This is a genomic window from Chitinophaga sp. S165 (genome assembly GCF_003182155.1).
Classification (GTDB): domain Bacteria; phylum Bacteroidota; class Bacteroidia; order Chitinophagales; family Chitinophagaceae; genus Chitinophaga.
In genome coordinates this window covers 194,036-207,868 of sequence record NZ_QGTG01000002.1, presented here as the reverse complement: position 1 = coordinate 207,868, position 13,833 = coordinate 194,036, and the positions used below count along the sequence as shown (strand labels likewise).

The window sequence follows — 13,833 nt, the reverse complement described above, 5'->3', positions numbered from 1 at the left end:
AACGAAATACATTTTCTTTGGTTGATTACTCAATATTCTCTAAAGAAGATCCTGTCTGTTGATATCGGTTTTTTACTGTTGTAATTTGTTTCCAAATGCCAGGTCGCCGGCATCTCCAAGCCCAGGTACAATGTATCCTTTGGCTGTGAGTTCGTCATCAATATCACCTGCCCAGATGCTCAGGTTACTATTGTCTACATGTCTCTGAACATATTCAATTCCAACGGTACAGGCGATGGCTACAACGAGGTGAATATGTTTGGGTTTACCCAGGCTTTGCAGGTGTTCGATGGTTTTTACCAGTGAAGCGCCGGTTGCCAGCATGGGGTCAGATAGTATGACTACCTGGCCATCAATAGAAGGACTGGACACATATTCCAGGTTTATATCGAAGCTGCCGTCGTGTTTATGCTTACGGTAAGCAGAAATAAAGGCATGATCAGCTTTATCAAAGTAGTGGAGCAATCCCTGATGAAGAGCCAGGCCAGCTCTGAGAATAGTAGCCAGAACGGGCTGTTGTTTCAACACCCGGCAGTTAGCGATACCCAATGGTGTCTGGATCTCCTTTTCCTCGTATTCCAATGTCTTACTGATTTCGTAGGCGGCTATTTCCCCCAGCCTTTCCATATTACGCCTGAAACGCATACGGTCTGTCTGTACTTCTACACTTCTGATCTCACTTAGCCAGTCTCCTACTAACGAATTGGTGCTACTTAGATTCACTATCATGTATGCAAAATACCAAAATTTTCAGACCCTGGAAATGTTAATAACAATAATGTAACGAAAAGACCAGTCGAAGGACTGAATCCCTGACTGGTCTTTCACAAACAATGAATTTAAGACCGGTTAAACAGAACTATTTTGTGCCATGATTGTTACTGATTAGCTGCGCTTTTTTAACTAATTGGATGAATTCGGCCCTGTATCCTTCATCATCCGTCCCACGGGCGTTTCCAGCCAGTTTGAGTACCTGGTCCCAGGATGCGTTCCCCTTGTGTTCAGAGTTCCGCAGCAGCAATCCAAAATCAGCAACCGCAGTGGCCATACGGAAATCTTCCGGCGCGTGTGTAATATCCTGCTGTTTCCAATGTAACACTTTTGTTATGAGCTGACTGGTACTGGAAGAGGGCTCTTTATAACGCAGTTTGACAGTGAGTACTTCTGAAGTATTTCCCGTAGCTACTTTGGGTAGCTGGTACTTCAGCGGGTCAACAGCCAGTGGCTGATCAACCTCTTTACCTGTCGGAACAATTTCATACAAAGCCGTTACAGTATGACCTGCGCCCATGTCCCCGGCATCTTTCTTATCGTTGTTGAAATCTTCATTCTGCAACAGCCTGTTTTCATAACCTACCAGCCTGTACGATTGCACATATTTTGGATTGAACTCGATCTGCAATTTTACATCTTTCGCAATAGTGAAAAGTGTACCGCCAAACTCGGTCACGAATGTACGGCGGGCTTCTTCGAAATTGTCGATATAAGCATAGTTGCCATTACCTTTATCTGCCAGTATCTCCAGTTTATTGTCTTTGTAATTACCCATTCCAAAACCAAGCACAGAGAGGAAGATACCCTTTTCGCGTTCCCTTTCGATAATACGTTGTAATTCACCATCGCTGGATGGACCTACATTGAAATCACCATCAGTAGCGATGATCACACGATTATTCCCATTTCTCAACAGGTTCTCTGTAGCTGTCTTGTATGCGAGGAGTATACCCTGACCACCGGCAGTAGAACCGCCTGCTTCCAGTTTATCCAGCGCATCAAGAATAGCGGTTTTATTTTCTCCGGATGTAGATGGTAACACCAGTCCGGCTGCGCCCGCATATACCACAATCGCTACTTTATCGACAGACCTTAACTGACCAACCAGTGTTCGGAACGCCTGTTTTACCAGCGGCAACCGGCCTTCGCCTGCCATAGACCCGGACACATCTATCAGGAACACCAAATTGGAGGGAGGGAGTTCCCCTTTTGCAATGTCTTTACCTTTCAACGCAATACGCACAAGCTGACGGCTGGTATTCCACGGGCAAACAGCCATATCGGTATGTATCGCTACAGGAGCATCGCCTGAAGGATTACCGTATTTGTAATCGAAGTAGTTGATCATTTCTTCTACCCTTACTGCGTCGGCAGGTGGCATATCGCCATTGTTCAGGAAGCGTCTGATATTAGAATAGGAGGCACGGTCCACATCAATTGAAAAAGTGCTCAGCGGCTGAGCTGTTACATTGTGAAAAATATTCTCATTGATAGGGCTGTAATCTTCGGTTTGATGGTCCTGCGCATGGTAATATCCGTTTGCCATTGATCCATTAAGAGTGCTGACGCCGCGAAGCCTTATATTGCCTGATGATTTAGTCGCTACCTCATTTTGAACCATAACCATTGCGGGAGCTCTATGTTCCAGAGCCGGTTGCTGTTTGATGTCTTTGATACCCTTATCGGCTGCAACTGCGGACAATGGTTTTAACCGGATGGTAATCTCATTTTTTGCGTTGCGATTCCAGTAAGACATCGTACCTGACTGAATTGCAAGGGTATCAGTTTTATAACCGGCCAATATGGTATAAAGGGTCTGCCCCGAATTTATTGCGTTACTGGAAATATTAAACCGGCCCTTTTTATCTGTAGAAAGCTTTAATCCTTTACCGGTTGATGTTTTATTGACCACTACAACAGTCGCTCCCTTCAACAGGGCGCCGGTTTTATCGTCAACAACAGTCCCTATAATGTCGTTTTTGGGGTGCACTACACGGGTAGATTGCGCATGCCCCGGAATGGACATGACTGATATAATGATGATATTGAGTACATATAACAGGGAGAGAATGTGTTTTCGCATAGCACAAGTTTTTAGTCTGTCCACATGATGCAGTCCGTCCACCAGATTCCATAAAACCCGAAAAAAAAGCATTGAAGCCCCACATTATTTACTTTTGCACAAATTTTAGTGCATGGTTTATAATGTAATAGGCGTAACGTCAGGCACTTCGCTGGCTGGATTGGACGTTGTTTTTGTAGCGCTGACGGAAGTAAGGGGTAAGTGGAGCTATGAAATAAAGGCGGCGGAACGCCTGGCATATACCCCGGAATGGGAAGAAAAACTGGGAGGAGCAGCTAACCTTCCGGCCCGGGATTATCTGTTGCTGAACAGCGAATACGGACATTACATAGGACACGCAATAAATCAATTCATATCACAGCATCAGCTTGACCATCAGGTGCACTTTATTACATCTCATGGGCACACCGTTTTCCATGTACCGGCACAGAAAATGACCGCTCAGTTAGGAGATGGGGCAGCCATCGTGGCCGTAACCGGTTTGCCTGTTATTAATGAGCTGCGTGCTATGGATATAGCACTTGGAGGGAAAGGAGCGCCTATCCTGCCGATAGCAGAACAGTTGTTATTCCCTGATTACAAATACAGGATCAACCTGGGAGAGAATGCAACAATAGCAGCAGAGAAAGAAGGCCAATTAATAGCTGCTGATATCTGTCCCTGCAATTATGTGCTTGATGCACTGGCCGAAACGCTGGGAAGAGCTTATGACGATGAAGGAAAACTGGCAGCAGGTGGTATAACAGATCAGCCATTGCTGAACGCACTGAACGGACTGGCATTCTACAATGAGAGCTATCCAAGAACGCTTGCATCAAAATTTGGTACCGGTACTGTAATGCCATTGATCCAGCAGCAGCAGTTGTCAACACAGGGAAAACTGAATACATACACGCATCATATAGCAGCACAGATTGAAAAAGCAGTAAAAGTGTTTCCGTCACAGAAAGAAGGTGAAGAAGGAACAACAAACAATTTACTACTCACTGGCGGAAGCACAGCAAATACATATCTGATAAAGGTGATAGAAGAAACGCTGCAACCATTGAACATTACAGTGACGGTACAACAGGACGCATTCCGTAACGCATTATTGATCGCGTTGCTTGGTACTTTGCGCTGGAGGCAGGAATCAAATGCTTTCGCGTCAGTAACAGGCGCTGAAAAAGATAGTGTAGGTGGTGCGCTATGGGCGGTGTAAGCAGACTGAATTTTACAACGATATAGTAGCGGAATTGCAGGAGTATAAAAATGCGCGAACGCATGTTGTACTCCTGCAATCAAAGCTGCCAACTAAATTACAGCTGCAGTAAAACTGAATGTATCTCCATCAAACAGCCCTTTATCGCTGAGCTTCAGATGTGGTATCACTAATAACGCCATGAACGACAAAGTCATAAAAGGGGCGTTTAATTTACTTCCCAGCGCCTTCGCCGCTTTATCCAGTTCACTGTAACGTGCAGCTACTTCATAACCATCAAGATTACTCATTAACCCTGCAACAGGTAGCGGCAATACAGCTACATTTCCGTTATCAACAACACTCACGCCACCCTGATGTGCAATGACAGCATTCACCGCTTGTGCAATACTTTCGTCATCTACACCGACAACAATGATGTTGTGACTATCATGCGCTACGGAAGAAGCAATTGCACCTTGTTTAAAACCAAAGTTCCTGATGAATCCAAGTGCAACGGGTGCAGGGCTGTACCGGTTCACCACAGCGAGTTTCAGAATGTCTTTCTCGGTAGAAGAAAATAACTGCTCATCAACAACAGGCAGGATCTCTGTAATGCTATTCGTTATCAGCTGGCCGTCCAGCGCTTCAATGACTTTTACGTTTGCAGTAACACCACTGGCGGTTATACGAAAATCACTGCCCGATTTTAGTGCACAATCAAAATTGTTGATGACCGGCGCAATAATAGAAGGGATCCGTGTTTCGCCATGTTGTGCCACAGCAGCGCCATCAATGTAAGTAGCAACAATGTTGAAGTTGTCCAGGTTGTCTGCAATAATGAAATCCGCAGGATCGCCTACGCGTAATAATCCGGCAGGAATTTTATAATGAAGGACAGGATTCACACATGCAGCACGTAACACTTTGAACAGATCGATCTTCAATGCAAGCGCTCTTTTAACCAGCACATTGATATGTCCCTCCACAAGATTATCAGGATGTTTATCATCACTGCAGAACATGATCTTTTCCGGATAATCATTCAGCAGGTGGATCAGTGCATTGAAGTTACGTGCAGCACTACCTTCACGTATGAGGATATGCATGCCGTAACCTAATTTATCCAACGCTTCTTCAGCAGTAAAACATTCATGGTCGGTGCTGATACCGGCAGCAATATATTTCTTTGCATCCTCGCCACGAAGGCCCGGAGCATGGCCATCCACAGGCTTTCCGATACGTTTTGCGGCGGCGATCTTCGCCATTACATCCGGCTGCTCGTGCAATACGCCAGGGAAGTTCATCATCTCAGTGAGGTATAACACTTCAGGCTTTTGTAACAGGGCTTCCACATCGGCGACAGTCACTTCTGCACCAGCAGTTTCGAAGATGGTAGCAGGAACGCAGGAGGGAGCACCGAAACAGAATTTGAAAGGAACGGTCCTGCCATTTTCCAGCATATATTCCACACCCTTTACGCCCAGGACGTTCGCAATTTCATGCGGATCAGAAACAGTAGCAACGGTGCCATGTACCACTGCCAGCCTGGCGAATTGTGAAGGTGTCAGCATAGAACTTTCCACATGCACATGTGCATCTATAAAGCCTGGCAGCAGGTACTGTTCATAAGTAGTCGCATCCTCTGTAATGCTGCTTATAACACCGTTATCAACAGCGATAGTAGCAGGATATATTTTCTGCTGTAAGATATCTATCAGATTCCCCGAGATGCGGAATGACTTTGTCATGTAAGGAAGAATTTAGGATGAATAATTCTGCAGCATTGCTTTCGCTTCTGCTGCCATTTTTTCCGCCAGGTGCGCAGGCTGTAAAATTTTCACATTGGCCCCATAGCTAAGCAGTAACATCTGTAATTCATGATTGATCACCACATTGAGGGAGATACGGCATTCTTTGTCGTTGTCCTTTTCAACCTGCTGTGAAGGATGGATAGGTTGTGACTTGATGTATTTACCCTGTAACGGCGTAAACGCAAGTACTACTTTTTCGGGCGCTCCCTGTGGCACTGTAACACCAATGGCATGCTGATAATAACTGGCATCATCAAAGTTCTTTTCATCGAATGTCTTGCTGGTAGGCCAGATATCCACTATCCTGTCAAGTGCGAACGTAAGTAAAGTGCCACCTTTTGCCTTCTGGCTTTTGCCGATCAGATAGAAGCGGTACTGATATTCACGCAAGTGATAAGGTTCTACCCAATGTTCCTTTGGTTCGTTCCTGTCAAAGCTCTGATACGCAATACGTATTACTTCTCTTCCCTTGATCGCATCTACGATAAACGGAATGTGAGCGGCGCCCTTATATTGTGTGGCACGGGCGAATTTGATCAACCCTTTGTGTTCCAATACTTCCCTGTTCTTTTTCAGGCTGGTGGCTATTTTCAGAATGGCGTCCTCAAACTGTACAATAACGGGTAAACTGCGGAATTGTTCCAGTATGCCGATAGCTATTTCAAGTCCCTGCAGGTCTGCTTCATCTATCGGCAGGCTATTGATGGAATATGTATCATCTTCATAACGGTAGGTGCCTGTACTACGATCGTACAGGATGGGGGCATGATAATTCAGTTCGGGGTCATGACGCATATCCTGGATATCTTTCTGAATAGTACGTACGGAAATGGTGGCATCCATTTTCGCGGATACAAATTCGATAAGATCTTCCAGGGAGGGTTTTCTCAAACGCTTGTTGCGTAAACGCTCATCTATCCAGCGATAACGCGAAACAGCATCCTTATTTTTAGGCATGCATAGAAATATTTAGAGGATAAAAGTAGTTAAAATTCGCTACGCAAATTCTCTGCGTTTTGCGCCGATATCTTTGTATCGTTATCAACAACGAATCGGTTATGAAACAGACAAATACCGCTACAGTAACCACCTCGCAGGCCATCTCAGTTGGCCAGATCATCCTGGATGATACCAATTATTTAACCTTCTGGGGGCACATTCAGAAGGAAGATACCTGGCAACGTTGTGACTTTATCACTACCTACGAAGTGCTGAACACTATGTTGCGCTATGTACAGGACAGGAGTGATGCCGTGCAGATGACCATCGTGCAGAAGCTGGAAAACATGGAACAGATCCCGGATATGATAGATCTGGAGCTGGAACTGGGCAAAGCGATCGTATTTGATAACATGAATTTCAGGTTAACCCGCCCTGGCCATCGCGAAGATGGTCACTGGGTAGAATATACAGATGGAGAATGTTACTATATAGAACAGGTAACCCCATTACCATCAGCAAAAGTGCCGCATTATGTCAGGAAAATTGACCACTGTATGGACATGCTTCATAAAAGCTATGAACTGTACCTGGGTTACATGGAACTGGATTTTGAGGAAGATGCGGCACGTAAAAAAGCTGATCTGGCCGACGACCTTAAGTATACCCTGGCATATTATGCGTGGAAAGAACGCACATTGTAAGTTATACCCTCTACTATCCTCATGAACCCTTGAAAGACCCCTGGTAACCCCGAAAGCGACCCCGGTAACCCCTACGGTGTTGTGTTGCGCTTCATGTAAGCGTTATCCCTTATACCTTTTACATCCGGTTGTTTGTTTTAGCTCCGCCCCGCCTGATTTACAGGCGGGGAATTAATTTTTTCCAAAAAATAGTTGCAAAGTCTATAATATTTGTAGGAAAATCCTATTTTTGAATACTCTAAAAACTACCGTATGAGCTTAAGATTAGGAGATATAGCACCAAACTTTCAGGCAAAGACGTCTCAGGGAGATATTGATTTTTATGAGTACCTGGGAGATAGCTGGGGAGTTCTTTTTTCACATCCGGCAGATTATACTCCGGTATGTACTACAGAATTAGGCAGAACAGCACAGTTAAAGGAGGAGTTTGCAAAACGTAATGTAAAAGTACTGGCACTGAGTGTAGATCCATTGGATAAACACCTGGGCTGGATCGGCGATATTAACGAAACACAGAATACCGACGTAAATTTTCCGATCATTGCTGACGAGGATAGGAAAGTTTCCGATCTTTACGACATGATTCACCCGGGCCAGTCAGAAACAGGTACTGTAAGGTCCCTGTTCATCATCGGACCAGATAAGAAGGTGAAACTGATGATCACTTACCCGGCTTCTACAGGTAGGAACTTCGTTGAGATCCTGCGTGTTATCGATTCTTTGCAGCTGACAGCCAACTATAGTGTTGCTACACCGGCTGACTGGAAAGATGGAGAAGATGTAATCGTGACAATGGCGGTAAAAACCGAGGATATTCCCGGACGTTTCCCGAAAGGCCACAAAGTCATCAAGCCTTACTTAAGAACAACACCTCAGCCGAACAAATAGGCAGAGGCGCTGTTATAAGTGAGTCAGTAACAAGATATTCGATCAAAACCTGCACCGTCTGTGTGTCAGGTTTTTATTCATAAGAGTTTTTAATGGTTGGTTTTTGATTTTTACGAAACGGGGATTTCTCCCCGTTTTTCTTTTTTAACACTGTTAGCCGTCTGTTTAAGTCCAGCCATGTGGCATATATGCGTCGTGTATAAGGCATGTATAAAGCGTACTCGCTTCTCTTTAAGTCCACGTATAAGGCATGTATGCGTCATGTATAAGGCATGTATAAAGCGTACTCGCTTCTCTTTAAGTCCACGTATAAGGCATGTATTCGTCATGTATAAGGCATGTATAAAGCGTACTCGTTTCTCTTTAAGTCCACGTATAAGGCATGTATGCGTCGTGTATAAGGCATGTATAAAGCATCACTGCGCTACCACCGGCTCCCATTAGGGTGACAATCCAGGGACAGGCGATTCTGGTGGAGACCCCAATGGATATCACGTCATTATCCATACCTGATACAAAAGAAAAAGCGATCCCCTTCCGGAAATCGCTTCTCAATATATTGATCTATAATATTTTATAATACAAGCTCAGAGCTCTGACCGCTATTCTTACGCAGCTGCGTTACCACAGCCTGAATATCCTTGGGCAAAGGCGCCTCGATGATATGCTCTTCTCCCTGCTGGTCCTTAAACTGGAGCTGCCAGGCGTGTAATGCCAGCCTGCTCAGTAACGGACGTTCTTCTTCCGTCCTTTTACCCAGTTTATAATTCTTCTTAATTGCAGACAGGAATACAGGGCTATCTGTTCCATATAGCTCATCCACGGCAATAGGGTGACCCAGATGCTTCATATGCACGCGGATCTGGTGAGTACGGCCCGTATGGATCTGCATTTTCACAAGACTGTACAGTCCGAAGCTTTCCAATACCTCATAGTCCGTCAGGGCGCTTTTCCCCTTTTTGTTCGTTACCATTTTCCCCTTGATAACCGGATGCTCCATAATAGCCTCATCCACACTGCCGGTAGGAGGGATCAGCTGACCGTTTACCAGTCCCTTATAGAATTTCTTCACATTACGGGTCTCGAACAGCTGGGAATAATACTTATGGGCTGCCTCGTTCTTGGCAAACAGGATAATACCACTGGTATCCTTATCCAGGCGATGTACGGTAAATATCTCGCCGTATTGCTTCTTCAGCAGTCCCTGGAGGGATTGCAGCTGGTTATCATGCCTGTCAGGAATGGTTAGCATACCCGCCGGTTTGTTCAGAATAACAAAATCCGGTGTCTCTTTTATGATGATCTCGTTAATACGCATAGATTACTTAAAGTGCTTCAGCAAAATGATTTCTTTTTCACTCAGGAAACGCCATTTACCACGATTGATGTTCTTCTTGGTAAGGCCGGCGTAGGTAACGCGGTCCAGCTTTTCCACATCATACTCAAGATGTTCGAAAATGCGGCGAACGATACGGTTCTTACCACTATGGATCTCAATACCCACTTGTGTTTTGTCGCCAGCTTCCACCCAACCCAGGGCATCCACTTTGGCTACACCATCTTCCAGTTCCACACCAAACAGGATCTTTTCGAAGTCCGCTTTGGTCAATGGTTTGTTCAGACCTACGTGGTATATTTTCTTGATATTATGCTTCGGATGCGCCAGTTTCTGTGCCAGTTCGCCATCGTTGGTCAGCAGCAGCAAACCTGAAGTATTGCGGTCAAGGCGTCCTACCGGATATACACGCTGGTCTTCTGTTACAGCGTCTTCTATCAGTTCCATTACAGTCTTACGGCCTTCAGGATCGTCAGTAGTTGTGATATATCCTTTTGGTTTGTTCAGCAGAATATATACCAGGTTTTTCTGAATGGTGATACGTTTGCTATTGATAGCAACATCATCTTTTGCAGTCACTTTAAAGGCTGGTTCTGTTACCAGTTGACCATTAACAGTCACCTTGCCTTCCTTCACAAAATCAACTGCCTTTCTGCGGGAGCAGAGTCCGGAATGGGCGATGTATTTGTTCAGGGGCATTTCACCCGGAGCGTTGCTGCTTTCTTCTTTCCTGGATTGCTTTTTATTGAATGGAACGCTATCGTCGCTATGACGTGCTTTCCTTACTGCTGATTTTCTATCCTGTTTATCGGCGAACCGCTCATTTGCAGAATCAAAATATTTCTTGCGGTTAAATCCGCTTGGAGTAGAGCGTTCATCACGGCTGCCACGTTTGCCTGCTCCTGTTTTACGATCGGAAGCACCGTGGAAGGCGCTGTCGTCACCGCCCTGAGGACGTTTGAAAGGCGTTCTGCCATTGGCCGTCTTGCGAACAGGCTCGATACGCGCTCTCCGGGCTGTTTTATCTCTTTCAGGACGTTTGGTACCTGGTATCTCTGATGATTCGTCTGTATTACGTACCGGGCGAGTGCGTGGAGCATCTTCTTCTTTACCCTTGCGGCTATCCGGGAAAGAGCGTTCCGGCTTGCCGCCGGTTTTGCTCCGGAAAGTATCGCCGTCTTTTGGCTTGCGGTCTGAAGAGAAAGAGCGTTCAGGCCTGCCTTCAGTCCTTTTTGCCGGACGGCCATTATCGTCGTCACCACGCTTGCGATCGCTCTGGAAGGGACGTTCAGTCCTCTTTGCCGGACGATCATTAGTATCGTCGCCACGTTTGCGGTCGCTCTGGAAAGGACGTTCAGTTCTTTTAGCATCGCCACGGCCCGGGCGTGCATTATCGTCATCACCACGCTTACGGTCTGAAGCGTTAAAACGCGGCGTAGATTTATTGGAGCTGCTGTTCTTATTTTCCTTGAAAGGGGAAAATCCTTTCTTAGCAGGTGTATTTTTTCTCATCTGTTAAATTTTGAAATTGTTTGCAGGAGGCTGATCAACCTTTATTAGCCAATTGTCCGCAGGCGGCATCAATGTCTTTACCGCGGCTGCGCCGTAAGCGTGCATTTACTCTGTGCTTAGACAGGTATTCCATGAATGCTTCGGCAACGTCCTCGTCCGGCTTCATGAAGCGGGCGTTGGAGATTGGATTGTATTCAATAATGTTGACCAGATCTGCAGGTACCTGGCGGTATATACGGATCAGTTCATCGGCATCCTTGAAAGAGTCGTTAAAGTCTTTAAAGAGGATATATTCGAATGAGATCTGGTTCTGTGTAGCTTTATAGAAGTAGTTCAGGGCTTCGATCAATACCTTCAGGTTATTGGTATCGTTGATCGGCATGATCTGGCTGCGTTTCTCATCATTTGCAGCATGTAGGGAAAGCGCCAGGTTGAATTTCACCTTATCATCCCCCAATTGGCGGATCATTTTGGCTACTCCTGCGGTAGATACAGTGATACGTCTTGGAGACATGCCTAGTCCGTCAGGAGAGGTGATGCGCTCGATAGATTGCAGTACATTCTTGTAGTTCAGGAGGGGCTCACCCATGCCCATGTATACAATATTGCTGAGTTTCTTGCCATATGCGTCCATCGCCTGCTGGTTCAGGAGGGCCACTTCATCGTAAATTTCGTCATAATCCAGGTTACGCTTGCGGTCCATATAGCCGGTAGCACAGAATTTGCAGCTCAGGCTGCAACCTACCTGGGAGGAAACGCAGGCGGTTTGCCGGGTATCCGTAGGTATCAGTACGCCTTCCACAAGATGGCCGTCATGCAGGCGGAATCGGCTCTTAATGGTGCCGTCATTGCTGTGCTGGGTAGTATCTACTGTAAGTGCCGGAAGTGTGAAGTGCTGTTCTAATTTGTTGCGTAAGTCTTTGGAAATGTTGGTCATAGCATCAAAGCTGCCGGCGTGTTTCAGCCACAACCATTCATACACCTGTTTGGCGCGGAAGGGTTTTTCCTCTATTGACCCAAAATATTCCTGTAATTCCGGTAAACTTAAGTGCCGGATATTTGTTTTGCCCGATTTCATTCCTGACCTTTAAATGAGATAATGTCTGCCTTACGGCAGTCGGTAGTAAGCTGCAAAGGTATGGTATTTTAGCGCATTGACCATAATATGGTACTGCGGACACATTTTCCGGCTTATTTTCTCTGCTTCTTCACTGTCTGTCCTATGAGAGGAAATAGTTCTAATTCCCACATCCCTGGCATTGATCCCGTCGATATACAGGCAGTCTACGGAGGCTTTTACTGGAGGCAGATGCTCCTGCATTGGTATTATCCCGCTTTCCCCTACATTTACACCCTTTATTAACCAAAGCAATCCACAAAGCAATGCAAGCTGCTTATATAGTAGACGCTGTGCGTACCCCTATCGGCCGTTATGGCGGGGTGCTCAGTTCCGTAAGGCCTGACGATATGCTGGCTCATCTTATAAAATCAATTCTTGAACGTAATCCAAGCCTCGATCCGGCTGGTATTGAGGATGTTATAGCGGGCGCCACTAACCAGGCGGGAGAAGATAACCGTGATGTGGCCAGGATGGCGGCATTGCTGGCCGGTTTACCGGTAACGGTACCTGGAAATACTGTCAACCGTCTTTGTGCTTCAGGTATGCAGGCAATCATGGATGCAGCCCGCGCCGTTATGTGTGGTGACGGGGACGTATTCCTGGCAGGAGGAGTGGAGAGCATGACACGTGCGCCATTGGTAATGCCGAAGGCTGACGGTGCTTTTAGCCGGAAAACAGAGATTTACGATTCTACTATAGGCTGGCGTTTTACCAACAGCAAGCTGGCAGAAATGTATCATCCTTACTCTATGGGCGAAACAGCAGAGAATGTAGCCCGTCAGTGGAATATCAGCCGGGAGGAACAGGACCTGTTCGCTTATCAGAGCCAGTTAAAATACAAGCAGGCATATGCTGCAGGTAAGTGGTCTGCGGAGATCATTCCGGTGCCTGTCACCCCCAACAAACAGGGGCAGGTGATCATCACTGATGATGAGCCGCCGCGTGAAACCTCACTTGAGAAACTGGCGGGTCTTAGACCCGCATTCGCAAAGGATGGCAGTGTAACCGCAGGTAACTCTGCCGGTATCAACGACGGTGCATCTGTTGTACTGGTGGTGTCTGAGCAGGCTCTGAAACAATACAACCTTAAACCCCTGATGCAGATCAAGTCCATGGCTGTTGCCGGAGTTGATCCATCCATCATGGGTATTGGCCCGGTACCGGCAACACAGAAGGCGCTTCGCCGTGCAGGGTTGACAGTTAATCAGCTGGACCTGGTGGAACTGAATGAAGCGTTCGCTGTACAGTCACTAGCCTGCATTCGTGACCTGGGGCTGGACCTGGAGAAAGTCAATGTAAACGGTGGTTCTATTGCTATCGGACATCCGCTTGGTTGTACTGGGGCGAGGATCACGGCTACTATGATGCATGAGCTGCAACGCAGGCCGGGAGCGAAGTATGGCCTGACCACTATGTGTGTGGGAGTAGGGCAGGGATCTGCGATGATCTATGAGAATCTGATATAAATCAAAAGCCTGGCTAC

11 protein-coding genes are annotated in these 13,833 nt (G+C 46.2%); 4 read left to right on the top strand and 7 right to left on the bottom strand.

Annotated features, from left to right (window positions below):
- Positions 1 to 72: 72 nt before the first annotated feature.
- Both upp and C7475_RS08895 read right to left on the bottom strand, forming a co-directional pair.
- On the bottom strand, positions 73 to 729 hold the full coding sequence (gene upp, locus C7475_RS08900) for a uracil phosphoribosyltransferase (RefSeq protein ID WP_110053017.1): 657 nt from the start codon (positions 727 to 729) through the stop codon (positions 73 to 75).
- A 130-nt stretch (positions 730 to 859) separates the two neighbouring features.
- Positions 860 to 2,857, bottom strand: coding sequence for a von Willebrand factor type A domain-containing protein (locus C7475_RS08895; RefSeq protein WP_233259803.1), 1,998 nt, complete (start codon positions 2,855 to 2,857; stop codon positions 860 to 862).
- Between the two features lie 112 nt (positions 2,858 to 2,969).
- On the opposite strand from C7475_RS08895, the gene C7475_RS08890 reads away from it, so the two are divergent.
- On the top strand, positions 2,970 to 4,058 hold the full coding sequence (locus tag C7475_RS08890) for an anhydro-N-acetylmuramic acid kinase (RefSeq protein WP_110053016.1): 1,089 nt from the start codon (positions 2,970 to 2,972) through the stop codon (positions 4,056 to 4,058).
- A 92-nt stretch (positions 4,059 to 4,150) separates the two neighbouring features.
- Here C7475_RS08890 and ade read toward each other — a convergent pair whose 3' ends face one another.
- Both ade and C7475_RS08880 read right to left on the bottom strand, forming a co-directional pair.
- Complete coding sequence (ade, locus tag C7475_RS08885; RefSeq protein WP_110053015.1) at positions 4,151 to 5,788, bottom strand: adenine deaminase; 1,638 nt, start codon at positions 5,786 to 5,788, stop codon at positions 4,151 to 4,153.
- A 12-nt stretch (positions 5,789 to 5,800) separates the two neighbouring features.
- Positions 5,801 to 6,808 carry a YafY family protein gene (locus tag C7475_RS08880; protein ID WP_110053014.1) on the bottom strand — a complete coding sequence of 336 codons (1,008 nt, stop codon included), beginning with the start codon at positions 6,806 to 6,808 and terminating at the stop codon, positions 5,801 to 5,803.
- A gap of 101 nt (positions 6,809 to 6,909) precedes the next feature.
- On the opposite strand from C7475_RS08880, the gene C7475_RS08875 reads away from it, so the two are divergent.
- Complete coding sequence (locus tag C7475_RS08875; protein WP_110053013.1) at positions 6,910 to 7,494, top strand: hypothetical protein; 585 nt, start codon at positions 6,910 to 6,912, stop codon at positions 7,492 to 7,494.
- Between the two features lie 252 nt (positions 7,495 to 7,746).
- A complete protein-coding gene (locus C7475_RS08870; RefSeq protein ID WP_110053012.1) occupies positions 7,747 to 8,382 on the top strand; it encodes a peroxiredoxin in 636 nt (211 codons plus the stop codon).
- A gap of 574 nt (positions 8,383 to 8,956) precedes the next feature.
- Here the strand turns inward: C7475_RS08870 and C7475_RS08865 are convergent.
- Genes C7475_RS08865 through rlmN form a run of 3 tightly spaced genes read right to left on the bottom strand, consistent with a single transcriptional unit; the run spans position 8,957 to position 12,308 of the window.
- Entirely contained in the window at positions 8,957 to 9,700 is a 744-nt protein-coding gene (locus C7475_RS08865; protein WP_110053011.1) for an RluA family pseudouridine synthase, read from the bottom strand.
- A gap of 3 nt (positions 9,701 to 9,703) precedes the next feature.
- Positions 9,704 to 11,230 (bottom strand): pseudouridine synthase, encoded by a 1,527-nt coding sequence (locus tag C7475_RS08860; protein WP_110053010.1) that lies wholly within the window; start codon positions 11,228 to 11,230, stop codon positions 9,704 to 9,706.
- 34 nt (positions 11,231 to 11,264) lie between these two features.
- On the bottom strand, positions 11,265 to 12,308 hold the full coding sequence (rlmN, locus tag C7475_RS08855; RefSeq protein WP_110053009.1) for a 23S rRNA (adenine(2503)-C(2))-methyltransferase RlmN: 1,044 nt from the start codon (positions 12,306 to 12,308) through the stop codon (positions 11,265 to 11,267).
- A gap of 305 nt (positions 12,309 to 12,613) precedes the next feature.
- On the opposite strand from rlmN, the gene C7475_RS08845 reads away from it, so the two are divergent.
- Entirely contained in the window at positions 12,614 to 13,816 is a 1,203-nt protein-coding gene (locus C7475_RS08845; protein ID WP_110053007.1) for an acetyl-CoA C-acyltransferase, read from the top strand.
- Positions 13,817 to 13,833 lie beyond the last annotated feature (17 nt).

What these genes read in the sequence shown, in the direction of transcription:
- C7475_RS08865 (WP_110053011.1), bottom strand. Translation starts at nt 9,700, where the DNA reads ATGCGTATTAACGAGATCATCATAAAAGAGACACCGGATTTTGTTATT.
- ade (WP_110053015.1), bottom strand. Translation starts at nt 5,788, where the DNA reads ATGACAAAGTCATTCCGCATCTCGGGGAATCTGATAGATATCTTACAG.
- C7475_RS08845 (WP_110053007.1), top strand. Translation starts at nt 12,614, where the DNA reads ATGCAAGCTGCTTATATAGTAGACGCTGTGCGTACCCCTATCGGCCGT.
- C7475_RS08895 (WP_233259803.1), bottom strand. Translation starts at nt 2,857, where the DNA reads ATGCGAAAACACATTCTCTCCCTGTTATATGTACTCAATATCATCATT.
- C7475_RS08890 (WP_110053016.1), top strand. Translation starts at nt 2,970, where the DNA reads ATGGTTTATAATGTAATAGGCGTAACGTCAGGCACTTCGCTGGCTGGA.
- C7475_RS08880 (WP_110053014.1), bottom strand. Translation starts at nt 6,808, where the DNA reads ATGCCTAAAAATAAGGATGCTGTTTCGCGTTATCGCTGGATAGATGAG.
- C7475_RS08875 (WP_110053013.1), top strand. Translation starts at nt 6,910, where the DNA reads ATGAAACAGACAAATACCGCTACAGTAACCACCTCGCAGGCCATCTCA.
- upp (WP_110053017.1), bottom strand. Translation starts at nt 729, where the DNA reads ATGATAGTGAATCTAAGTAGCACCAATTCGTTAGTAGGAGACTGGCTA.
- C7475_RS08870 (WP_110053012.1), top strand. Translation starts at nt 7,747, where the DNA reads ATGAGCTTAAGATTAGGAGATATAGCACCAAACTTTCAGGCAAAGACG.
- rlmN (WP_110053009.1), bottom strand. Translation starts at nt 12,308, where the DNA reads ATGAAATCGGGCAAAACAAATATCCGGCACTTAAGTTTACCGGAATTA.
- C7475_RS08860 (WP_110053010.1), bottom strand. Translation starts at nt 11,230, where the DNA reads ATGAGAAAAAATACACCTGCTAAGAAAGGATTTTCCCCTTTCAAGGAA.